Genomic DNA, 22,129 nt, shown 5'->3' with positions numbered 1-22,129 from the left:
AGGACTCATGCTCTTATATTCTAACATAAATCGACATGAAGACTGCAATAAGTTCCGGGCTGCTGGGATTTGCCAAAAACCTCAATCCGGCGTCAGAAACCGTTCATTCGCCCGGAGATGTCAGTTCATACTTGGGGCGCTGCTGAATATATTGGAATATAGTACCGATATCATATTTTATTCTTCCGCAGAAGGGAAGGAGCAATGATCGAATGAGCGACGAGATCAACCAGCTGGAATATGCCATTAGTGAAATTATGGAGATCGCTGACGGCTTCGGCCTGGATTATTATCCAATGCGTTACGAAATTTGTCCGGCGGACATTATTTACACCTTCGGTGCTTACGGGATGCCTACCCGTTTTTCGCACTGGAGCTTCGGGAAGACGTTCAACAAGATGAAAATGCAATACGATTTCGGCTTGAGCAAAATCTACGAGCTGGTCATCAACTCCAATCCGTGTTACGCCTTTTTGCTTGACGGCAACTCCTTGATCCAAAACAAGCTCATCGTGGCCCACGTCCTGGCGCACTGCGACTTTTTCAAAAATAACTACCGCTTCTCCGCCACCAACCGCAACATGGTCGAGAGCATGTCGGCCACCGCGGAGCGGATCAGCCAATACGAGCTCGAGCACGGCACCGAGGTCGTGGAGCGCTTCATCGATGCCGTGCTGGCCATCCAGGAGCATGTCGATCCGCAGCTGATCAAGCCGCAGCACCTGGATAAGCAGCGCTACATGGAAATGAAGCTGAAAGCGCAGAAAGAGTCCGGCAAAGTCCAGACCCAGCCCGGCGAGTACGACGACTTGTGGAGTCTCGATCACAAGCCGGAGACGGAGCCCCAGGAAGCTTCGCTGAGCCGCAAATTCCCACCCGAGCCTGAAAAGGACATCGTCTGGTTCATCCAGGAATTTTCCGAAGTGCTCGAGGACTGGCAGCGCGACATCATGACCATGCTCCGCGACGAGATGCTCTATTTCTGGCCGCAGATGGAGACCAAAATCATGAACGAGGGCTGGGCTTCCTACTGGCATCAGCGGATCATCCGCGAGCTGGACCTGACGAGCGACGAGACGATCGAATTCGCCAAGCTCAACTCTTCCGTCGTGCAGCCGTCCCGGCACAGCCTGAATCCATACTATTTGGGGCTGAAAATTTTCGAGGACATCGAGCGCCGCTGGGACCATCCGACCAAGGAGGAAATCGAATTCAGCGGCCGCAAGCCCGGCCAGGGCCGTGAGAAAATGTTTGAGGTACGCGAATTCGACTCCGACATTTCCTTTATCCGTAACTACATGACGAAGCAGCTGACCGAGGATCTGGACCTGTATGTCTTCGAGAAAAAGGGCCCTGAGTGGAAAATCACCGACAAAAGCTGGGAGAGCATCCGCGACCAGCTCGTCTTCGCCAGAGTAAACGGCGGCAGCCCTTACCTCGTCGTCGAGGACGGCGATTACCTGCGGACCGGGGAGATGGTGATCAAGCACATGTATGAAGGCATCGAGCTTGACCTGAAGTACATGGAGCGCACGCTGCCATACGTGTACCAGCTGTGGGGCCGCACCGCGCATCTGGAGACCATCGTCGAGGACAAAAAGGTGATGTTCTCCTACGACGGTAAGAAGCTGCATCGGCGGTTCGTGTGAGGGAACATTTAAGCCGCTCATAGAGGCAGATCTTGTAAATGCAAACGTTGAGCCTCGGAGTCCGCTCCGATGCCGGATCGTTCTTCCGATCGCTGTTGCCCCCAGATTTCCCGATCGGTAACAGGCCAGGGTGGAAATCCGGGGACAAAGGCGACCGCTGCCGCTTCTCCAGAACGATTCCGTCCTCTCCGCTGGTGCGTGCAATCCCGGTGCGTGTGTAATCCCGGTATGTGTGAATAACATCCAATACCTCTCAATAGAAACCTCTGCGGCAAAAAACCTCCCGAGCTGCATGGTAAACTCTGCCATGCACGCTTGAGAGGCTTTTTTGATTTGTAAGGAATAGTCCGAACACCCTTGATACTCATTCGGGGTAATTTCGTCCGACACACGGCATGCACACTTCCGGTAGCGTCAGGCAACATGCACGAACCCATTAACACCTTGCAGTTCGTTCTACATAGCGTCAGCTATCCGTGCTAGGAAGCTTACTTGGTGATGCCCCGACGCTAAACTAACCGATACTGCTTACAACGCATTCACCAATGGCTCTTGCATCCTCAGCATAATCCCGTGCCTGTAAACGTCCTGGTGCCGCAGCACCGCCACATAAAGGACCTTACTCCTCAGTCCCCCTACTGAAATGTAGCGTCTGACCTTCGAGCTTTTTTCGGCTTCATCCGTATACCTAGGATGATGAAGGCGACATAAACTACGATGGCAATCGAATCGATTAACGTATCCATAAGAGCTGAAGCGTTTTGAAATGCAGTTATGCCAAGAATGACCATCAGCCGGACAATCAGAATCGACACGATCATCCATGCAGTAAACCGGACCTTTGCTCGATCGCCTTGGAATGACATCAGAATGAACACGATCCCGAAGACCAGATTTTCCGCCGTGATGATATGCCAAACATACATGAATACCGTCCGTGTATCCATGGTTATTGCATTTACCTCGAGCGTCGGAAGAACAGCGGATTGCCCGTTCCATGCGTGCGTAACGGCAAACAGTACCGCAAGAATGCCTGCAATCAAGTAATAAACATTGCTAACCCTGATGCCCATCACATCCCTCCTCGAAAATTTCCGTTTCCTTCTTACGGATATCCTGGTAAATTTCGCGAACGATCTCTGCCAGCCGCTGGTCTCTTTCGTGGTTGAAGTCTCTTAACGTTTCGGCAGCTACGTCGAGCAGCTGACTGACCTTCTGAAGATGGTCAATCTTTTTACGCGTCTCTGCATTCTTGGCATCGAGGAACGCCGCAACTTCCTGGCAGTATGCAGGGTCTACTGTCTCCATCCTGTGAAACCCAAACTTCCCCTTGATTTCGTCAAGAGAAAAGTCTGCATACTGCATAATTTGAATGTTCATCAAGTCGATGAGGTCGTTCTTCGAGTACCTCCGGTATCGATTGTGTTCCCGAGACGGCGTGACAATTCCAATACGGTCATAGTAGCGGAGCGTATCCTTCGGGATTCCAAGTATCCGTGAAACTTCTTGTATAGAATAAAGTTTTTCCATGAATTCAAAATAACATTGGAGCAGCCTCCAAGGTCAAGTCATTTCCCCTATTTTTTCCTCAACAATTTCAAGAACCAGTCTACTTCCATTCATTGAAGTTCTCCAGGCGGTGGGATTCGCTAACTATACAAAAAAAGCCACCACATTGAGTGGTGGCTTATTTCTAAATATGAGCTCCGTCGCCTTGCAGCCCGCCCAGCGACGTCCCCGGTTCCTACGGCCAGCGTTTTGCCCTACATCGAAGTACTGCCCGCACCCACTAACGTCCTGGCGGTGATGCACAGCCACCGCAAGGACCTTACTCCCCCACTCGCCGCTGGCAGCAGCGGAGCGGGCGGAATCATGCCGGAGAAGCGTTAGCGGTCGCCTTTGTCCCCGAATTTTTACCTTCTACCCCATTCCCCAAAAATTCGGGGGCAACAGCGATCGGAGGCATGATCCGTACGCGCAGCGGGCTTAGCAGCACGCATGCACTCATCCGCCGAACGCTCTGTGCGCGTAGTTCTGCTTAGAAGCAACGCCGCCCTGCGAAGCCTGCTCAGCAGCCCGCCCCAGCGACGTCCCTGGTTCCTACGGCCAGCGTTGCCCTGCATCGGAGCACTTACCCGCACCCACTAACGTCCTGGCGGTGATGCACAGCCACCGCCAGGACCTTACTCCCCCACTCGCCGCTGGCAGCAGCGGAGCGGGCGGAATCATGCCGGAGAAGCGTTAGCGGTCGCCTTTGTCCCCGAATTTTTACCTTCTACCCCATTCCCCAAAAATTCGGGGGCAACAGCGATCGGAGGCATGATCCGCACGCGCAGCGGGCTTAGCAGCACGCATTGCACGCACCCGCTCCGCCGCTGACCGCGGCGATCACTTCAAATGGATGACGTACGTCACGTTATACGACTTTTCGCCTTCGTTCACGGTCTGGTACACCATCAGCGACTTGCCGTCCGGGCTCCAGACGGCCGGGGAGTCATAGGCTTGGATCTCCGTAGACAGCGGCGTCGTTTTGCCGCTCGCCTTGTCGAACACGTACATGCCTTTCATGCCCTGCTCGCCTTCGGTGTACACCGAGAAGGCGATTTTGCTGCCGTCCGGCGACCAGCTCGGCCGGCCGAGGAGCGTTCCTTTGGCCACGGTTCCAAGCTTCTTGCCGCTGGCATCGATGAGCTGAAGCTCAGCGTCCTTGGTCGTGTTCCACTCACGTTTCTCCAGGGCGATCGCGCTGCCGTCCGGCGACAGGCTGAACGTCACGACGCCTTCCTGGATCGTCTTGGCCTCAGGCGCGGATGCCGTGAACGACTTCAACACGGAGTAGCCTTCGTGGACGCCCAAATAATAGTAACGGTCCCCCGCTTTGCTGGCCATGCCCGGCACGTTGTCGGACAGCTCCGGATCGGAGAATTTGACCGGAGTGCGCTTACCCTGAAGATCGATCAGCTGAAGCTTGCTGTCATCCGTGCTGACAAGGACATGATCGTTATCGGTCCAGAACATATCGGACAGCATGGAGAACGCTCCCGTTTTCGTTACCTTTCCGGCAGCCGCATCCAGAAGATAACCCCCGATATCGTACTTGTCTTTAGGGTTACCTCCCGTAAAAAAGACATGCGCCCCATCCGGCGATGCCGCGGCCAAATATTGACCGGCCGTGCCCGGGTTTTCCGTCAACTTGCGTTCAATATTGGATTCAAAGTCATGGATCATCAGCACATTGTTTCGTTCCACGATGGCTTCGTGGTCCGACAACCAAGTTCGACCGTACACGTCTTTGAGTTTTTCGATTTGTTCTACCTGGACTTCCCCGGTATTCTTCCGGCCCTCGGACGCCGTATCAATGACAGTGATCTGCTTGCCCGGTTTGTCGATGACCTCCCGGCTTGCATCGTTTTGCGGAGAACCGCATCCGGCCAAAAGCGCACCTGCCATCATCACGCCGATCACTGGAGGAAGTAGTTTATGTCGTTTCATTTGGAGTTTCATCCCTTCCCTGATTTCTTACCCCCATCCTACACCCCAATAATGTCAGACATACGTCAAAATGTTTCCAAGTTGTAAACTTATATAAAAATACGCTTCAGCTAAAAGCATGGTTAATCCCCTGGGGGAGGAACATCGGCTTATGTTCTCCTAGGTCTCCCGGCTGGAATGCCGCGGAAACGTAACGGTAAATTCGGTTTCCTCCGGATCCGAGCGGATAATTTCAAGCCGGCCCCCCTGCTTCTCCGCAAGCTGGGAAGCCAGCGGTAGGCCGAGGCCCGTTCCGCCGGTGGAGCGGGCGCGGTCCTGATGCAGCGTGGAGAACGGCTCGAACAGATGCGCCCACCATTCCCGCGGAATGATCCGTCCCGTGTTTCGGACCGATACGCTCACTTCATCTCCCGGAGCCCGGCTTTGAATGACAATCCGGCCGCCGGGCCGGTTGTATTTGATCGCATTATCCAGCAGATTCATAAATATATGAATGAAATGATCCCGGTCTCCCCACAGCCGGGCAGGCACGAGATCGGTCTGTATCGTTAAATCGTATTTGGTGGCCTTGGCGCTGATCCGGGATACGACATCCCGCAGCAGATCCGCAAGCTCCACCTCTTCCGCCTGGGATTCAAAATCGTACTTCTCCAGCAGAGACAGCCGCAATACGTCTTCGACCAATTGATACAACCGCTCGGATTCTTTGGCGATGGCGCCGCGCGCTTCATCGATCAGCTGCGGATCGTCGCCGTACATGCCCAGCAAATCCGTATATGCCTGGATCGACGTCAGCGGCGTTTTAAACTCGTGGCTCACGTTATTGATAAACTGCTTCTGCTGCTGCTCGAGCGCCTGCAGCTTCTCCACCGCCAGCTGCAGATGCTGCTTTTCCTCCTGAAGCGCGGCCATATGCCCTTTGATGTCATGACTCATATGCAGAATGCCGGTTCCGAGCTGCCCGAGTTCGTCTTTCCGCCGGAGCGGGGAGTGCTCCGGATACTCTCCGCGGGAGATCCGGTCCGCCTCCGCCTTCAGCTTCACAATATCCCTGACCTGACGGTATACATAAATAAATCCCAAAATGAAGCTCAGCAGCAAAACAATGCCGCCTGTCCACACTAACCGGTACACCATCCGGTTATAAAATTCATGCTGCGCCTTCAATGAAGTATGGAGCTGGACAACTCCCAGCATGCCGTCTGGCCCCTGAATCGGGGCCAGATAGATCAGGGAGTCCGCCTCGGTAATGTAGGCGATTTTACCTTTCAGTGCATAAGGCAGGGCATCCCCTACATCCGGTTTCTCCGCCAGGGGCAGGGAATTGCCCACCTCTTGGCCCTTCGCGTCGTACAGAATCACCCGCATGTTGGTGGAAATGCCAAGATCCACGGCCAGTTCCTGCCCCTGTTTTCCCATAAAATCGACCGGTTTCAGCCGCTCGCCCGTCAAATAATCCTGTTTGACCCTCATTTCGGCCACGTCGGCCTGCCGCTGCAGGCTTTCTTCCATCTGTTCGCGCTGATTGGTCTGGATTCCGCTGAGCACGAGCCAGCTGAGCACGCCGGTCGTAAACACCAGCAGCACCGCCAGGAACAGCGGAAACTTCCATTTCAGGCTGAGGCTCATGTGCCTTCCTCCAGCGCCTTATAACCGATTCCGTATACCGTCTGCAGCATATAGTGGGCGTCGCCCAGCTTTTTCCGCAGCCGCTGGATATGAATGTCCACCGTTCGGGTCCCTCCGGCATATTCCATCCCCCATACGAGATCCAGCAGATCCTCCCGGGTGTACACCCGTCCAGGGTGGAACACGAGCAGCGACAGGAGATCGAATTCCTTCGGCGTCAGCTCCAGCAGTCTGCCGCCGACCTCCGCCGTACGTTTGGCGGCATGAACGGTCAGCTGCCCAAGCACGGCTTTTTTTCCATCCGGCGCAGGCGCGGGTTCTTCCACTTTATCCAGTCGGCGGACGATTGATTTTACCCGCGCCACCAGCTCGCGGATATCGAACGGTTTGGTCATGAAATCGTCGGCCCCAAGCTCCAATCCCAGCACCTTGTCGACGATATCGTTTTTAACAGTCAGCATCAAAATGCCGAGTCCCTTGCGGTTTTCCAGCCTACGCAATACCTCATAGCCGTTCGCCTTGGGCATCATGACGTCCAGCACCAGCATATCCGGGCGGAAAGCGTCCGCCTTTTGCAGCGCTTCCTCACCGTCCGCCGCCGTCTCGACTACGAACCCCTCCCGTTTGAGCGCATAGGAAATCGCACTGCGGATGCTCGGCTCATCGTCGGTTACCAGAACTCTCTTTTCCTCCATCGACTATCACGTCACTTTCATCCGTTGATTATGGCGGTGCCTGATTTCCTATCATTATAAGATATTGTGCACCATTCACAACATTTATTGACGCAGGGCCTCTGCCCTTTTCATCACTCGGACGTCAGCGGCAATCATAGATCACCAGACAGGACGCAAAAAGGGACATGCCTGCCCGGCACATCCCTTCCCCTATTTTATCACGATGGATCCTCAGAAACCTTCACTTTGCCGGTCGACTGGCGGATAATCAGGCTGGCCGGCTCCATAATTTCTGGCGGCGAGTACTCCGGATTTTCGATCATGGAAATCAAATGCTCAATCGACCTGGCGCCGATATTATGAATGTTCTGGTTGATGGTCGTCAGGGTCGGCTTAAACACCTTGGCCTCAAAAATGTTGTCAAACCCGACAACCGAAATATCCCCGGGAACGGATAACCCCCATGCTTCAATCTCATGAATCGCCCCCATCGCAGCCATATCCGAGGTGCATACGACAGCCGTCGGAGGAAACTGAAGATGAAGGAGCTTCCGCATGGCCACTATGCCGCCTTCAAAAGAATAGTCGCATACTTCCAAATACCTGTCCCTGAATTCGATCGAACAATCCGAAAGACCCTGCTTGTATCCATAAAGCCGCCTTTCGGCTACTGTATGACCGAGGGTTCCGGCGATATAGGCGATATCCCGGTGACCCAGCCCGTACAGATGGGAGACGGCCATATGAACGCCGTTCACGTTATCCGATGTAATATTTCCGACCCGGTTCCCCATCACATCCGTATCCACAAACATGGTAGGGATATCGGAGCGGATCAATTCGCCGATAATCCGATGATCCTGCTCCACGCCGAAGATGACAACTCCATCCAGGTTTCTGCTCTCGCAGTGGTCGATAAAAGAATAATTGTCATCGTTAAGTCGGGCAGACAGCCTCATGAGATCGTAACCGCTGTTCTCCAGCGCCGTTTTGATGCCTTCCAGCAGCTCGGCCACATACGGGTTCGTAAAGGGAATGTTGATCAGCACCCCCACGGTCCATGATCTCCCGGTCACGAGTCCGCGCGCAATGGCATTGGGCCGGTAACGAAGGAGCTCAATCGCCGATCTTACTTTTTTCCTTGTTTTATCACTGACGTCCGGATAATGATTAATGACTTTGGAAACGGTTGCGACCGATACTCCAGCCTCTTTCGCCACATCATGAATGGAAGCCACTATGCAATCACCTCAAATACAAATCAGTTGCCAATCAATTCAAAAAATTTAAGATTTCTAATATTCATGATGACGAATCTATTATACCTGAATGGCGAATGATGAGGTACTGGTACAAATAAGCTTCCTCAAGGGCTGTTTTTCCGCTTTACTGGTGCTTCTGAATTTCCGCCAGATCCAGCGTCAGCTTCTCGATCGTCTTCACGAAAGCCGCCAATTCCTGGGAGCTCTCCGCCTGCGCCCGGGCATGAACCGATGTCTGCCGGGTTTCCTGCTGTACGCTCTCCAGCCTTACCATGATTCCCGATACTTTATCTTGGATCGTCTCCAGCGCCTCCTGCGAATGGGCCGCGAGCTTGCGCACTTCACCGGCCACGACGGCAAAGCCTCTGCCGGAATCCCCGGCATGCGCCGCCTCGATCGCCGCGTTCAGTCCGAGCAGATGCGTCTGGTCCGCGATGCCTTTGATCAGGCCGCCCATGTTCTCGATTTGGGTGACGTCTTCCTGCAGCTCGTCCATCAGCGAATGGGCCATGTCCTGGGAAGCCGCCGTCACTTTGGCCGTCTCGGCGATTTGGCCGGCGCTTTCGTTCAGCTCGGCGATCATGCCGGTCAGCTGCTGAACGACTTCGGTCACCGCCCGGAGCACCTGCTCCCGGTCGTCGGCAAGCTCTTGGATCTTTTCCTTTTCCTTCATATCGTAAGCTTCCAGAACCAACTGCGAATCGAGGTTGAACATCTTGGTCAGCGGATGGATCACCTCGATCCAGCGATCGGGAATGGTCTTCTTGAACAGCTCCACGGCGATATCCAAATAAACCATGTAGCTGCCGAGATAATAATCCGTGTTCAAGCCAACGCGCGAGTGCACCAGTCCGATGGCGATTCTTTTCTCCAGGAACGGCTCGTCAATCATCCCTTCGGCCAGTGACAGCCAATATTCCCGCTGGGTCGTCTTCAGCCTGTCGATCGTCGTTTTCCGTTCAATGATGCGCATAAGCTCCGGCTCCGACGTGATATGCCGATAAAAATGGTCGACGACTTCATCGACCACCTTGCTGAATACGGGCTGGTGTCCCCGCAAAATCTCCAAATCCTTTTCCGTCAGTCCAATAAATTTCAGCTGCTTGCGCCGCGCTTCCGATACTTGAATCATGTATAATGGCTCCTTTAAAATTCCCTGGTTATACCAATTTTTATAAATCTAACTTTGTCTATTATAGTCTATTTCGACGACTAAACAACTAAAATATAGGGCGTACGACTTATATATTTAGTACGGCTTTACGAATAAATTGGTATAACTCGGGGTCCATTCCAAAATGGAGGGCCTGGCTGGAGTGTTCCCGGTAATAGCTTTCTGCCGACCGGCTCAACAGGTCATAATCACCCGCTGCATCCTGGATGCAGCTCTTCCATCGTCTTGCAAGATCTAAAACGACAGGATCGCGCTCCGGCGTTCCTTTCTCCATTTCGGATCGGAACCCGGAAATCAGCGTCCGGAATTCCTCATCCTTCTCCTTCATTTGTTCTGAATTCAAAGAAGTATAATTCCGCTGGATTTCCCCTGCCATCTCCCGGGTAAAATGCTTGCTCCGGCTTATATTGATCATTTGCACGACTTCTGTGAACCGAGCGGAGTCAACAGGCTGTCCGTGCTGCATCAAGCTGTAAATATCGTTCAACCGATCTCTTAATTCCAGCTGTATTTGTATTTGTTCATTGATGCGTGCAAGCTGGTGTTCAATCAAATGTAAAGGGTCGAATTCCGGATCGGTGATCGATCGCTTCACTTCCTCCAGCGAAATTCCCAATTGTTTAAGCAAAATGATATGGTGAAGCCGCATCAGATCGTTCTCTACGTACAAGCGGTGTCCTTTTTCCGACGTTAGTGACGGATGCAATAAGCCAATCTCGTCATAATGGTGAAGCGTCCTGACGGTAAGGCCGGTTAAGTGGGCGATTTCCCCAACTTTCCAGGTTTTCATGGTTTTGATCCTTTCTGTACGTTTGATAAGCGATTCATGGGCCTTTCATCTCCCTTGCGAAGTGTTCAACAAGTTCTGGATCTCGGTCGGACTAAATTCATAGGTTTCCCCGCAGTGGTTGCAGACCACTTCAGCCGGCTCAGCCTGCAGGACGAAATTGATCAGCTCTTCCCGTTCGAGGCTCAGCAGCAGGCCGCAAAGCATTTCCTTTGAACATTCACAGTACCATTGCAGAGATTTAGTTTCCAGAATCGCCCCTCCACCCGGCAGGCTTGGAAGCAGCTCATGATGCGCCTCATATTGTTGGTGGCTGCCCAGCATAAAGTCGCTCCTGCCCACCGTTTCCTTAACTTGCTGCATAAGACCCGGATACCCGCCTGGAAGCAATTGCGCCAGCATTCCTCTGGATGACGTTACCCGCTGCTTCTGATGATCGATGCAAATGTTTAAGGTGACCCACGTCGGTGTTTGTTCGCTTTGGCCATAATAATGAGAAATATCGTCCGTTATATTGGCGTAAGGCATATCCGTAATTCCAGTGAACATACGGTTCATTCCTGTTTCCTGCACCACGTGCATGGTACCCCTGCTCCCAATAATCTCCCCAAGCGATACGCGGTCCGTCGGCAAATGGGACCACTCTTCACTCAGGTATCCCCGAACGTTACCGGTTGCATCCGCATCCGCAAATATGTTTAAGCCGGCGCTGCTTGTACGGATCTTCAGACTCATATGCTGCGGATCTTTTAAAAGGCCTGCAATCAGCCCTGCCGCCGATACCGTTCTGCCCAATGCCTCCATCATAACCGGGCTCATGTTTCTTCTATTAAAGATTTCTTGGAGCAAATGGGTATTATCCATAAAAATGATACGCACTTTTCCGTCAAACGCAATCGATTTTGCAATCCAGCTGCTCTTCATTCTCTACATTCCTTTCAGCGATGGTTATATCCCCACATCATACTTCCTAACGTTACGTGAGGTTCAAGTCCCTGAAATGAAAAAGAAAAAAATGGCCCCCGAATATGATCAGGAGCCATTTTGCCTCTGGAATAAACTATGGGACCGGGCTGATTACCGGTTCAGCAAACTTCCCACGTAGCGCAGCAGCTCGTTCGCGCATACCGGGCAATAGCCGTGCTCGTCGATCAGCCGTTTGCTCACTTCGTTAATCCGCTTAAGCTGGGCGGCATCCGGCGTTTTGGTCGACGTCGTAATTTTTACGATATCCTTGAGGTCCGTAAAGAGCTTCTTCTCGATCGCTTCGCGCAAACGGTCATGGTTATGGTATTCGAACTTTTTGCCCTTGCGGGAATAAGACGATATCCGGATAAGGATTTCTTCGCGGAATGCTTTCTTCGCATTTTCGGAAACGCCGATCTGCTCCTCGATGGAACGCATCAGCCTTTCGTCCGGGTTCATCTCTTCATCGGTCAGCGGATCGCGGATTTTCGTCCAGTTGCAAAACGCCTCGATGTTATCGAGATAATTCTCGAACAGCGTTTTGGCCGATTCCTCAAAAGAATAGACAAAGGCCTTCTGCACTTCTTTTTTCGCCAGCTCGTCGTATTCTTTCCGCGCCACCGCAATGAAGTTCAGATAACGCTCCCGTTCGTCCTTCGTAATGGAGGCGTGTTGGTCAAGGCCGTCTTTGATGGCCCGCAGCACATCCAGCGCGTTAATGCATTGAAGGTCCTGCTTAATCAAAGCACTGGAAATCCGGTTGATGACATACCGCGGATCGACGCCAGACATGCCTTCTTCCAAATATTCGGACTGCATTTCCTTCAAATCTGCTTCTTTATAGCCTTCGATCTCTTCGCCGTCGTACATTCTCATCTTTTTGACGAGGTCCATTCCCTGTTTCTTCGTCTCCTTGAGACGGGTCAATATAGAGAAGATCGCGGCGGAACGCAGCGCATGCGGCGCAATATGGATATGCTTCATGTCGCTTTGCGAAATGAGCTTGCCGTAAATCTTCTCTTCATCCGATACCTTCAGGTTATAAGGAATCGGCATGACGATCATCCGGGACTGCAGCGCCTCATTTTTCTTGTTGCCGATAAAGGCTTTGTACTCGGATTCGTTCGTGTGCGCAACGATCAGTTCGTCAGCGGAAATGAGCGCGAATCTGCCGGCCTTGAAATTGCCTTCCTGCGTAAGCGAGAGCAGGTTCCACAGAAACTTTTCGTCGCATTTGAGCATTTCCTGGAATTCCATCAGACCGCGGTTGGCCTTGTTAAGCTCTCCATCGAACCGGTAGGCGCGAGGGTCGGATTCCGAGCCGTATTCCGTAATCGTGGAGAAGTCGATGCTGCCGGTCAGGTCGGCGATGTCCTGGGACTTCGGATCCGAAGGGCTGAATGTACCGATACCGACACGGCTATCTTCCGAGATCTGCACCCGGGTTACGGGCATTTTCTCGATATCGCCGTCGTATTCGGTCTTCAGGCGCATCTGGCAGGAAGGGCATAGATTGCCTTCGATTCGGACGCCCAGTTCTTTTTCTACCTCAGATCTCAGTTCCAGGGGAATGAGATGCAGCGGTTCCTCATGCATTGGACAGCCGTCAATAGCAAATACCGCGCCCTGCGGCGTTCTGGAAAATTTCTCAAGTCCCCGCTTCAGCAGGGTAACGATCGTCGATTTCCCGCCGCTGACTGGGCCCATCAGCAGCAAAATCCGTTTGCGGACGTCGAGCCTGCGGGCCGAGGAGTGAAAGTACTCCTCCACCAGCTTTTCAATGGCACGATCCAGCCCGAAAATTTCCTGCTCAAAAAATTTATAACGTTTATGGCCGTTGACCTCTTCCACGCCGTATGATTTGATCATGTCATAGACGCGGGCATGCGCCGTCATCGCCGGTGATGGGTCCTGACGAAGAAGGTCGATGTATTCTTTAAAGGTGCCATTCCATGCCAGTTGATCGCTCTCTGCCCGATATGCCGCTACGCGTTCGAAAATATCCATGCAAGTACCTCCTATGACTCGGTTATGAAATCGCAAGCTACTCCTACAAAATGCGTCAAGGGTCAACTGCTCCCATCGATTCTTAAAAAGTGTATTACATACCTATGCGGGATTGTGGGATTAGTTGACCTCTTTTTTCGCCCATGTCAGATTGTCTTTTTCTATTAAAGCAAGGCCGCTTCGACTTTTTGGGTGGTACATCCGCCCCTTACGATTCGGGTTATCCTTATGAAATGATATAATGAACAAAGAATTCAGAAGCGGATCCCCGCAGAAGGAGAGCCTGAACATGTCCATCCAGCATGAAACCGAACTTTACGAGCCATTGAAGGCCTTTTTTGAGCGGCAGGGCTACGAGGTCAAAGGCGAAGTTCGCCACTGTGATCTGGTAGGCGTGCATCCGGATGAAGAAGAGCCGCTGATCGTGGAAATGAAAAAGACGTTCAACCTTTCCCTGCTGCTGCAGGGAATTGAACGCCTTAAGCTGAGCCCTCAAGTATATTTAGCGGTGGAACGCAACCGCAGCAAGCGGGGTGCCGTGAACCAGCGCTGGGATGACATCACCGGTTTATGCCGCCGGCTGGGTGTCGGCCTGCTTACCGTCACCTTCTATAAAACCAAGAAGCCGCTGGTGGAAGTGCTCTGCGAGCCGGGAACGCCTTACGTCCCAACCCGCAAGTTGAAGGTCCGGAAGTCCCGGCTGCTCTATGAATTCCGTGAACGCAGCGGCGATTATAACATCGGCGGCACCAGCCGGGCCAAGCTGATGACCGCCTACCGGGAAAAAGCGCTTCGTGTGGCCAGCGCCCTCGCCGGCGCACCGGAAGACGGCGTGTCGCCCGCGCACTTGCGGGAGAAGAGCGGCGTGCCGAATGCGGCGGCCATCCTGCAGAACAACTATTACGGCTGGTTCCAGCGGATCTCCCGCGGCCGCTACCTCCTGACGCCGGCAGGCAACGCCGATCTGGAGCGTCATGCCGCCATCCTGGAAACGGGCGCCTCCAGCTCACCTTCCGCCGCGGAAGCGGCCAGGCCGGCGCGTGCCTCACGCCGCAAAAAGACTTAGCTGCGCGCGGTAAATTCGCCGATCGCTTCGCCGATCAGACTCATTCCCAGCAGCAGCTCGTCACGGCCGGGATGGGTGAAATTCAGCCGTATCCAGCCGCTTCCCCGTCCGTCCGGGTAGCACAGCGTGCCGGGAAGAAAGGCTGCGCCCTTGCCTAGGGCGCATTTCAAAAGGGCCAGGCTGTCCAGCCCATCCGGCAGCTGAAGCCAGATAAACATGCCCCCTTTAGGGATAACGTAGCTGGCATCCTGCCATGCCGGCCGTTTCAGCAGCCCGTTCATCAGCTTCAGGCGGGTGTCGTATTCGCGGTTCAGCATTTTGATATGCTCATGAATATCGAAGGCGGACGATTCCAGCATGTTGTGCAGGAAGCGCTGGTTCAGCGTGCTGGACTGCCAATCGGCCAGCTGCTTGGCAGCGGCAAGCATATCGATCAGCGGACGGCTTCCGGCGGCCCACCCCGTACGCAGAGCAGGGGCGATCGTTTTGCTGAACGAACCGATATAGAGTACCCCCTGCCCCTTTCCCGAGCCGTCCAGTGCAAACAGGGAGGGGTACTGGCTGGTAAATTCCGGCTGGGATAGCTTTTCAAAATAAAGATCCCCGTAAGAATTGTCTTCTATAATTAATATGCTGTGCTCTCTGCACAGGTCGAGCACTTCCTTACGCCGGTCTAAGCCCCAAAGGACCCCTGTCGGATTGGAGAAATTCGGTGAGGCTACCAGCAGCTTCGGCTGCGTCCGTTCAATCTGTTCCAGCAGATGCTCCGGAATCAGGCCGCCCTGGTCGCTGTCCACCGGAATGACAACAGCCCCCTGCATTTTGAACACCTGCAAGTATCCCGGCGAAGCCGGACTTTCCACAAGCACGCGATCCCCCGGTTCCACGTAAACGCGGGCCAGCAGATCCATCGCCTGCTGCACGCCGGTCGTCAGCAGAATCTGCTGCGGACCGACATCGATTTGCTTGGTGCGCTTCCAGTCCTCCGACAACCATTCGCGCAACGGCAAAAAGCCCTGCGGCTCCCCATACTGAAGTGCCGTAGGACTATTGGAAATCACTGCTGCCGCTGCCGCCTCCAGGGAAGAAACGGGAAACAGCTCTTCAGCCGGAAGCTCCTCCGCAAAAGAAATAAAGGACTCCCGATTCGCCAAGGACCGGATGAGATGAAGCGGTGATGACAGCATGACCTCCGTACGGGCTGCAAAGGAATACTGCATGGTCTCTCCTCCCATTAATTACTTATTGGGTGCGGTCTTCTCTATATATTTTACAACCCTAAAGTATGTATTCGCAGACGCGTGGAATTATGCCGTATTCAAATGTACACCGCTCGCTTCTGGCGTGAATGCAGCGCAAATTTTTCAATCGCCTGGGCCCGTGTGGACACTCCCAGCTTGACGTAAATTTTGCGCAGATAGTTATCGATGGATCTTCGGCTGACGGTAATTTCCGTTGCGATCTTATCGTAGGTAATCCCCTGCACGATCCGTTCCATAATGAAAATTTCCGTCTCGGTTAGATCAAACACCCCTTCCGTCGAAGGAGCCGCCTGCACCTGCCAGAGTCCCTGCTTCAGCCATTCAATCGGCAGGGCGGCAAAACCTTCGCGCAGCCCGTCGATCATCAGCATGAGCTGGGAGGCCGAGGCCTGCTTCGACAAAATTCCGCTTCCCCCGTGATGAATGATCGGTTGCAGCAGCTTCAAGCCGTCATGATCCGTCAAGATGAGGATATGGCTCTCCGGAGAACTGCTCTTCAGTTTATCCAGCAGTGCTTCCGCCGTCCCTTCAGGCATCTGGTAGTCCAACAGAACCAGATCCGGCTGATGCTCGATCACCAGCACCAATCCTTCGTCCCAGGTTGAGGCCATCCCCGTTACCTTTAAATTCTCCCGTTCCTCCAGTATTAACTTGGTGCCCAGCATACTTGTGGGGTGGCTATCGATAATCACAACCCGCCAAACTCTCGTCATTTCAATGGTAACCTCCCGGTACTGATCGTATTGAATATAAAGTACAGCAGCGTTTCTCCCCACGCCCACAAACGCGTTAAACGCTTGTTTTAAGACGTTTCTATTCTCATATCAAGGCTTGCTAAACGGTTATGTATTATATAAATCTATCAGTCTAAACAGATTGTATCGCACCCCTCTTATTTCGTGCAATCTATTTTTAGGTATTTTTATGACTTGTATTCATTTTTGCGAAAATAATAGGGTAATGATAGAATGGGGACTGGAAAAAAATCAACATTAACCGAGGTGATGAGATTGCAAACTTCGACAGGGCCTTCCGCACCATTCGGAAACCCGCCCAAGAGGGAAAAGCAACCCTCCGTCAAGTTCGTGCTGCTGATATGGATACTGCTGATTGTATTGGGCATCGGCGCTGCCTATTTATATAGCAATCATGTGAAACAGGAAATGATAAAGCAGCTTCAGGCAAGTACGGAAAGCCAAATGAACGATTTGAAAAAGAGTTACGAGGCCCAGTTTAACGAACTGTCCGGCCAAGTAAAAGAGCTGGAGAGCAAGGTACAGTCCTTTAACGAACTGCTGACGTTCACCAAAGATAACGCCACGAGCAAAACCGACAACAGCAACAAGCTGTATACCCAACTGAACGCAGTGAAGAAACAGCTGGACGCGCTGCAGAAAAAGATGGATCTGCTCAAATGAACGTAAGCATGAAACAGATGAACCGTTTTTTTCTGCTCGTGACCGCTCCGTTCGTTGGATTGTTTATCTATTTGCTGTTCAGCCTCAGTCCCCTACATATCCAGGTTGATACCGGGGAGTACGTTCCGGCGGAAACGCTCAAGCCGCACACCGACTCGCTGATGAAAGAACTGGACAAGGCCGACAAGACGGTGAAAGTAACCATTTCGTCCATCAGCAAAACGTCCAAGCTGTACAAGCAGACGACCGCGGCGATGAATGCGATCGAAGCGACGGCCCAGGCGCAAGCCGGACGCCCCGAGCTCATCTACAATAAGCGGATTACGTCCAAGCTCGGCGTTCCTTTTGAACGCGTCGAAAGTGACCGAATCCGGATCGAGCTCTACAAGGTTAACCCTGGAGTGTATAAAGGATATGCCATGAAGGTGAAGCTCAAGGATCCCTCTGCTATGGGCATGAGCCTTGCCAAGGACAAGCTGGGAAGCTCCGAAACGACGCTGCAGGCCGTGAGTCGGCACGGCGCCGTAGCCGGGATCAATGCTGGCGGATTTGCCGACAACAGCGGCAAGCGATATCCGCTCAGCACCACTGTAATGAACGGCCAGTATCTCACGGGATTCGAGTCCAGCTTCAAGGACCTGTTCTTCGTCGGGCTGAGCAAAACCGGCAAGCTCATCGGCGGCAAGTTCCAGAATCAATCTGATCTGGACCGTCTGCAGCCCAAATTCGGGGCGACCTTCGTGCCGGTGCTCTTGAAGAACGGCCAGCCCGTAGAGATCCCGCTCAAGTGGAAGCAGTCTCCCAACCGCGCGCCGCGGACCGTGATCGGGAGCTACAAAGACGATCAGCTGCTGATCATCGTCATAGACGGGCGCAATGAAAACGGCAGTTCGGGAGCCACCCTCCAGGAGATGCAGAGCAAAATGTTCCATCTTGGCGTCATCGACGCCTTTAATCTGGATGGCGGAGGCTCTTCGACCCTGGTGCTGAACGGCAGGGTAGTCAACCACCCGTCGGACGGCAGCATGCGGCCGGTGCCGACCAACTTTCTTTTTTATAAATAAGGTATCCTTAACCTCCAAAAAAATTATGAACAAAATCACGAATTCATTTATTTTTCCAGCAAGTGTGGGTATAATAGGCTTATTGAGCAATGGTAGTTCAGCGGGAGGTGGCCTTTAATGTCGTTCTCATTAACTTTTTGGATTTGTATGGTGGTGCTGCTAATGTTCCTGGTCGGCATCCTAACCGCAGCGTATAACGATGATAAAACTAAAGGACTGTAAGGCCGGAAAGGCTTCCTGTATAGGGAGCCTTTTTTTCATGGAAGGCTGGCCTGTCAAGGACGAGGTTTTGGAAAAGAAAAACACCACGAAGATTCGTGATGCCCAAATGAAAGTTATGCATGTTTTTGCAATTGCAGCATATCGGATTGACACTGGCCGCAAATATACCGCTCTTTGAACTCCGTCACTTCATCCATCGAACCGCAAAATACGCATTTCGGACGGTAACGCTCAAGTATGATGTGGTCTCCCTGCACCAAAATTTCAACAGGATCTCCTTCGTTCATCTGATAACGTTTTCTAAGCGACTTCGGCAGGACGATTCTTCCGAGCTGATCTACCTTGCGTACAACACCGGCAGGCTTCATTTCAACACCTCTCCCTATGACTAATCGAATGTTAAGTGATTAGAAAGTACCCCCTGTGATCATATTCATACTTTCCAATCCAGAAATATGGGTCTTTTCTAATAGTTCGATGTGACGATGTCGAATCCTGCTCCGGATCAAAATTTTATTACTTTATTTTAGAAGCTGTATTTTCCTGTGTATTTTATTCAAATACAGTCCTTATTCCATCCCCGGATAATCAAGCTGCCGCAGCGCTTCGTACACGATGATCGCCGCCGAATTGGACAGGTTCAACGAACGGACCTTGTCCGTCATCGGCATGCGCATACACGTATCAGGGTTGGCGGCAAGCAGTTCCTCCGGAAGTCCCTTCGTTTCCTTGCCGAACACGAGAAAATCTTCGTCCTGGAACTGGAAGTCCGTGTACCGTTTGTCGGCTTTTGTCGTCGCATAGAAGAAACGTCGGCCAGCGTACATCTCCTGCACTTCTGCAAAAGATTCATGATATTCAATATGAACCGCATACCAGTAATCCAGGCCCGCGCGCTTCAACGTCGCGTCGTCGGTGCGAAAACCAAGCGGCTTCACGAGATGCAGGTGAGCTCCCGTCGCAGCGCAGGTTCTGGCGATATTGCCGGTATTGGCAGGAATTTCAGGTTCAACAAGTACGATATGCAGTGCCATAAATCTGTTTTCACTCCCATTCAACATTCTAGTCAAGTTTAAAAAGCCTCTCGCCGACAAACGGCGAAAGGCGCTCCACGCATGGATGGTTAGATTTCATTACCCATGATTCTTTTGAAAATGGTTCATAAAATCGGCCAGTGCTTTAACGTTCTCGTAAGGTACGGCGTTGTAAATCGAAGCGCGCAGACCGCCGACGCTGCGGTGCCCCTTCAGACCTACAAAACCTTCCTGCTCCGATTCCTTAATAAACTGTTTCTCCAGCTCCTCGGAAGGAAGACGGAACGTAATATTCATAATCGAGCGGCTGCCTGCCTCCACCGGTCCGCGGTAGAAGCCTTCGCTGCTATCTATTGTATCATAAATCAAGCCGGCTTTCTCCCGGTTGATCTTCTCCACTCCGGCCAGAGAGCCTTGTTCTTCGATCCATTTCAGCACTTCGTTGACCATGTAGACCGAAAAGGATGGTGGGGTGTTGTATAGAGAGTTGCTCGCCGCATGCGTGCTGTAGCGCAGCATCGTCGGAATGTGCTTCGGCGACTCGGCCAGCAGCTCTTCGCGGGCGATGACGACCGTTACGCCGGATGGTCCGAGGTTCTTTTGCGCCCCCGCATAAATAAAGTCGAACTGGTTGACATCGAAGTCGCGGCACAGGATGTCGCTGGACATGTCCGCAATCAGCGGCACGCTGCCTGTATTCGGGTACTGCTGGTACTGGCTGCCTTCGATCGTTTCATTCGACGTCACATGCAGATACGCGGCATTGTCCGGAATTTCGATGCTGCTCAGATCAGGAATCGACATAAATTTAGTGTTCTCCGAAGAGGCCGCAATATGCGTCTCCCCGATCAAACGCGCTTCCTTCACCGCTTTGTCGGCCCAGCTGCCTGTCAGGACGTAGCTTCCGGTTTTGCCGGCCGTCAGAAAGTTCATAGGCACCATCGCGAACTGAGTGCTGGCACCGCCCTGAAGAAACAGCACCTTGTATCCCGTAGGATTGCCCAGGAGAGACAGCAAACGGCTTTGCGCTTCGTTGTGAACTTCCTCATACACTTTGCCGCGATGCGACATTTCCATGATGGACATGCCCGTTCCCCGAAAATCCACGAACTCGGCTTGTGCGCGTTCCAGCACTTCCAGCGGCAATGCGGCAGGGCCGGCGTTAAAATTGTATGCTCTCTTTGTCAAAACAACTCCCCATCCTCTCTCTTATAGCGAATGATAATATGGCAATGATAGCAGTAATCCCAAGGGCCATCAAGTACGAAAAAGCACATAGTATGGCGCCTTGTGGACGTTTGGTTTTTTATCTTTTACTTTAACACAGTTTATTTAGCGGAGTAAAGCGTCGCAGGGAATGGCAGATCAAAAATCGACAGCATTCGCAGTACCAGCCAGGGGGACCTCGTTAGCCGTCATCACCGGAGTTTTCCCAACAGTCTTACTCTTGCTCGCCGCTTCCCCGAACTGCCCATTCATACTCCCCTGCTTAGCGGAGCAGACACCGCAATTCCGGAGCAGCGCAGCGATCGCCTTTGTTTTCCCGTTTCTACCGCGGACAGCGGCTAAGTTCAAGAAACGGGAAAACAACACGCGAGTGGAGGAATGCGGTGGACGCGAACGCTGGCCCGGCATGGCATATGCTACCGCATGCAGGCTTGGCTCTCCTTGGCAGACACATCACCCTCTTCATAGAGGCTGCTGACGTGTTATCTCCCTGAGCACAAGCACAATTGCTCCCCTTAGCCGCCGCCCACACTACTTCCCTGCCCAGCGGAGCGGACACCGCAATTCCGGAGCAGCGCAGCGGTCGCCTTTGTTTTCCCGTTTCTACCGCAAACAGCGGCTAAATTCAGGAAACGGGAAAACAACACGCGGGTGGAGGAATGCGGTGGACGCGGAGCGTCCCGCAGAATGTACGCGAACGCTGGCACGGCATGGCATATGCTGCCGCATGCAGGCTTGGCTCTCCTTGGCAGATACATCCCCCTCTCCATAGAGGCTGCTGACGTGTTGTCTCCCTGAGCACCAGCACAACTACTTCCCTGAGCTGCCCACACTACTTCCCTGCCCAGCGGAGCGGACACCGCAATTCCGGAACAGCAGAGCGGTCGCCTTTGTTTTCCCGTTTCTACCGCAAACAGCGGCTAGTTCAAGAAACGGGAAAACAACACGCGAGTGGAGGAATGCGGTGGCTGCGGAGCGCTGCTGACAGCGTTGCTTCATGAGCTACCTGCAGCCCTGCCTTCCTGAACAACCCAGCCGCTTCCCCGAACAACCAACACTTACTCCTCTGCTTAGCGGAGCGGACACCGCAATTCCGGAACAGCGCAGCGGTCGCCTTTGTTTTCCCGTTTCTACCGCAAATAGCGGCTAGTTCAAGAAACGGGAAAACAACAGCGAGTGGAGGAATGCGGAGT

General features: G+C 52.8%; 19 protein-coding genes. 4 read left to right on the top strand and 15 right to left on the bottom strand.

All coding sequences use genetic code 11. From position 1 onward, the window contains the following. Positions 1–212: 212 nt before the first annotated feature. A complete protein-coding gene (locus CJP46_RS10910; protein WP_094595619.1) occupies positions 213–1,649 on the top strand; it encodes a SpoVR family protein in 1,437 nt (478 codons plus the stop codon). A 635-nt stretch (positions 1,650–2,284) separates the two neighbouring features. On the opposite strand, the gene CJP46_RS10905 is transcribed toward CJP46_RS10910, so the two are convergent. The 10 genes from CJP46_RS10905 to CJP46_RS10860 all read right to left on the bottom strand — a co-directional run bounded on the left by CJP46_RS10905 (position 2,285) and on the right by CJP46_RS10860 (position 13,643). Continuing rightward, positions 2,285–2,722 carry a hypothetical protein gene (locus tag CJP46_RS10905; protein ID WP_179281125.1) on the bottom strand — a complete coding sequence of 146 codons (438 nt, stop codon included), beginning with the start codon at positions 2,720–2,722 and terminating at the stop codon, positions 2,285–2,287. Further along, a complete protein-coding gene (locus tag CJP46_RS10900; protein WP_094595618.1) occupies positions 2,706–3,179 on the bottom strand; it encodes a MerR family transcriptional regulator in 474 nt (157 codons plus the stop codon). The genes CJP46_RS10905 and CJP46_RS10900 overlap by 17 nt, the downstream gene beginning before the upstream one ends. 858 nt (positions 3,180–4,037) lie before the next feature. Continuing rightward, positions 4,038–5,141, bottom strand: a complete 1,104-nt coding sequence (locus tag CJP46_RS10895; protein WP_179281124.1) for a PD40 domain-containing protein — start codon at positions 5,139–5,141, stop codon at positions 4,038–4,040. 159 nt (positions 5,142–5,300) lie between these two features. Further along, a complete protein-coding gene (locus CJP46_RS10890) occupies positions 5,301–6,770 on the bottom strand; it encodes a sensor histidine kinase (RefSeq protein ID WP_094595616.1) in 1,470 nt (489 codons plus the stop codon). Beyond that, positions 6,767–7,465, bottom strand: a complete 699-nt coding sequence (locus CJP46_RS10885; protein ID WP_094595615.1) for a response regulator transcription factor — start codon at positions 7,463–7,465, stop codon at positions 6,767–6,769. Before CJP46_RS10885 ends, CJP46_RS10890 begins: the two co-directional genes overlap by 4 nt. A 200-nt stretch (positions 7,466–7,665) precedes the next feature. Then, positions 7,666–8,685: a LacI family DNA-binding transcriptional regulator gene (locus tag CJP46_RS10880; protein ID WP_094595614.1), complete on the bottom strand. Its 1,020-nt coding sequence runs from the start codon at positions 8,683–8,685 to the stop codon at positions 7,666–7,668. A gap of 148 nt (positions 8,686–8,833) precedes the next feature. Beyond that, positions 8,834–9,841 carry a globin-coupled sensor protein gene (locus tag CJP46_RS37385; RefSeq protein ID WP_094595613.1) on the bottom strand — a complete coding sequence of 336 codons (1,008 nt, stop codon included), beginning with the start codon at positions 9,839–9,841 and terminating at the stop codon, positions 8,834–8,836. A 109-nt stretch (positions 9,842–9,950) separates the two neighbouring features. After that, positions 9,951–10,673, bottom strand: a complete 723-nt coding sequence (locus CJP46_RS10870) for a MerR family transcriptional regulator (protein ID WP_094595612.1) — start codon at positions 10,671–10,673, stop codon at positions 9,951–9,953. 45 nt (positions 10,674–10,718) lie between these two features. Next, on the bottom strand, positions 10,719–11,594 hold the full coding sequence (locus tag CJP46_RS10865) for an Hsp33 family molecular chaperone HslO (protein ID WP_094595611.1): 876 nt from the start codon (positions 11,592–11,594) through the stop codon (positions 10,719–10,721). Positions 11,595–11,747: 153 nt separating this feature from the next. Then, a complete protein-coding gene (locus tag CJP46_RS10860) occupies positions 11,748–13,643 on the bottom strand; it encodes a PrkA family serine protein kinase (RefSeq protein ID WP_094595610.1) in 1,896 nt (631 codons plus the stop codon). Positions 13,644–13,932: 289 nt separating this feature from the next. Here CJP46_RS10860 and CJP46_RS10855 point away from each other — a divergent pair, with 289 nt between their 5' ends. After that, a complete protein-coding gene (locus CJP46_RS10855; protein WP_094595609.1) occupies positions 13,933–14,709 on the top strand; it encodes a DUF2161 domain-containing phosphodiesterase in 777 nt (258 codons plus the stop codon). Here CJP46_RS10855 and CJP46_RS10850 read toward each other — a convergent pair. Together CJP46_RS10850 and CJP46_RS10845 are read right to left on the bottom strand one after the other, a co-directional pair. Then, positions 14,706–15,929 (bottom strand): aminotransferase-like domain-containing protein, encoded by a 1,224-nt coding sequence (locus tag CJP46_RS10850; protein WP_094595608.1) that lies wholly within the window; start codon positions 15,927–15,929, stop codon positions 14,706–14,708. The genes CJP46_RS10855 and CJP46_RS10850 overlap by 4 nt on opposite strands. 98 nt (positions 15,930–16,027) lie before the next feature. Continuing rightward, positions 16,028–16,684, bottom strand: coding sequence for a response regulator transcription factor (locus CJP46_RS10845; RefSeq protein WP_094595607.1), 657 nt, complete (start codon positions 16,682–16,684; stop codon positions 16,028–16,030). Between the two features lie 297 nt (positions 16,685–16,981). On the opposite strand from CJP46_RS10845, the gene CJP46_RS10840 reads away from it, so the two are divergent. Both CJP46_RS10840 and CJP46_RS10835 read left to right on the top strand, forming a co-directional pair. Next, entirely contained in the window at positions 16,982–17,389 is a 408-nt protein-coding gene (locus CJP46_RS10840) for a hypothetical protein (RefSeq protein WP_256992296.1), read from the top strand. Next, positions 17,386–18,453: a phosphodiester glycosidase family protein gene (locus CJP46_RS10835; protein WP_094595606.1), complete on the top strand. Its 1,068-nt coding sequence runs from the start codon at positions 17,386–17,388 to the stop codon at positions 18,451–18,453. The genes CJP46_RS10840 and CJP46_RS10835 overlap by 4 nt, the downstream gene beginning before the upstream one ends. Positions 18,454–18,788: 335 nt before the next feature. Here CJP46_RS10835 and CJP46_RS10830 read toward each other — a convergent pair whose 3' ends face one another. From CJP46_RS10830 to serC, 3 genes are all read right to left on the bottom strand, one after another. Then, positions 18,789–19,043, bottom strand: coding sequence for an AbrB/MazE/SpoVT family DNA-binding domain-containing protein (locus CJP46_RS10830; RefSeq protein ID WP_076170632.1), 255 nt, complete (start codon positions 19,041–19,043; stop codon positions 18,789–18,791). Between the two features lie 201 nt (positions 19,044–19,244). After that, positions 19,245–19,709, bottom strand: a complete 465-nt coding sequence (gene trmL, locus CJP46_RS10825) for a tRNA (uridine(34)/cytosine(34)/5-carboxymethylaminomethyluridine(34)-2'-O)-methyltransferase TrmL (protein WP_076170633.1) — start codon at positions 19,707–19,709, stop codon at positions 19,245–19,247. A gap of 99 nt (positions 19,710–19,808) precedes the next feature. After that, positions 19,809–20,897 (bottom strand): 3-phosphoserine/phosphohydroxythreonine transaminase, encoded by a 1,089-nt coding sequence (gene serC / locus CJP46_RS10820; RefSeq protein ID WP_094595605.1) that lies wholly within the window; start codon positions 20,895–20,897, stop codon positions 19,809–19,811. Between the last annotated feature and the right edge of the window lie 1,232 nt (positions 20,898–22,129).

Origin of the sequence: Paenibacillus sp. XY044 (assembly GCF_002257645.1) — a bacterium.
Lineage (GTDB): Bacteria > Bacillota > Bacilli > Paenibacillales > Paenibacillaceae > Paenibacillus_AQ.
The sequence above is the reverse complement of the archived record's forward strand: the minus strand, read 5'-3'. Positions and strand labels throughout refer to the sequence as shown.

Bases quoted from the DNA above. Each gene is read 5' to 3' on its own strand.
- CJP46_RS10910 (WP_094595619.1), top strand. From the start codon at position 213: ATGAGCGACGAGATCAACCAGCTGGAATATGCCATTAGTGAAATTATG.
- CJP46_RS10905 (WP_179281125.1), bottom strand. From the start codon at position 2,722: ATGGGCATCAGGGTTAGCAATGTTTATTACTTGATTGCAGGCATTCTT.
- CJP46_RS10900 (WP_094595618.1), bottom strand. From the start codon at position 3,179: ATGGAAAAACTTTATTCTATACAAGAAGTTTCACGGATACTTGGAATC.
- CJP46_RS10895 (WP_179281124.1), bottom strand. From the start codon at position 5,141: ATGAAACGACATAAACTACTTCCTCCAGTGATCGGCGTGATGATGGCA.
- CJP46_RS10890 (WP_094595616.1), bottom strand. From the start codon at position 6,770: ATGAGCCTCAGCCTGAAATGGAAGTTTCCGCTGTTCCTGGCGGTGCTG.
- CJP46_RS10885 (WP_094595615.1), bottom strand. From the start codon at position 7,465: ATGGAGGAAAAGAGAGTTCTGGTAACCGACGATGAGCCGAGCATCCGC.
- CJP46_RS37385 (WP_094595613.1), bottom strand. From the start codon at position 9,841: ATGATTCAAGTATCGGAAGCGCGGCGCAAGCAGCTGAAATTTATTGGA.
- CJP46_RS10870 (WP_094595612.1), bottom strand. From the start codon at position 10,673: ATGAAAACCTGGAAAGTTGGGGAAATCGCCCACTTAACCGGCCTTACC.
- CJP46_RS10865 (WP_094595611.1), bottom strand. From the start codon at position 11,594: ATGAAGAGCAGCTGGATTGCAAAATCGATTGCGTTTGACGGAAAAGTG.
- CJP46_RS10860 (WP_094595610.1), bottom strand. From the start codon at position 13,643: ATGGATATTTTCGAACGCGTAGCGGCATATCGGGCAGAGAGCGATCAA.
- CJP46_RS10855 (WP_094595609.1), top strand. From the start codon at position 13,933: ATGTCCATCCAGCATGAAACCGAACTTTACGAGCCATTGAAGGCCTTT.
- CJP46_RS10850 (WP_094595608.1), bottom strand. From the start codon at position 15,929: ATGCAGTATTCCTTTGCAGCCCGTACGGAGGTCATGCTGTCATCACCG.
- CJP46_RS10845 (WP_094595607.1), bottom strand. From the start codon at position 16,684: ATGACGAGAGTTTGGCGGGTTGTGATTATCGATAGCCACCCCACAAGT.
- CJP46_RS10835 (WP_094595606.1), top strand. From the start codon at position 17,386: ATGAACGTAAGCATGAAACAGATGAACCGTTTTTTTCTGCTCGTGACC.
- CJP46_RS10830 (WP_076170632.1), bottom strand. From the start codon at position 19,043: ATGAAGCCTGCCGGTGTTGTACGCAAGGTAGATCAGCTCGGAAGAATC.
- trmL (WP_076170633.1), bottom strand. From the start codon at position 19,709: ATGGCACTGCATATCGTACTTGTTGAACCTGAAATTCCTGCCAATACC.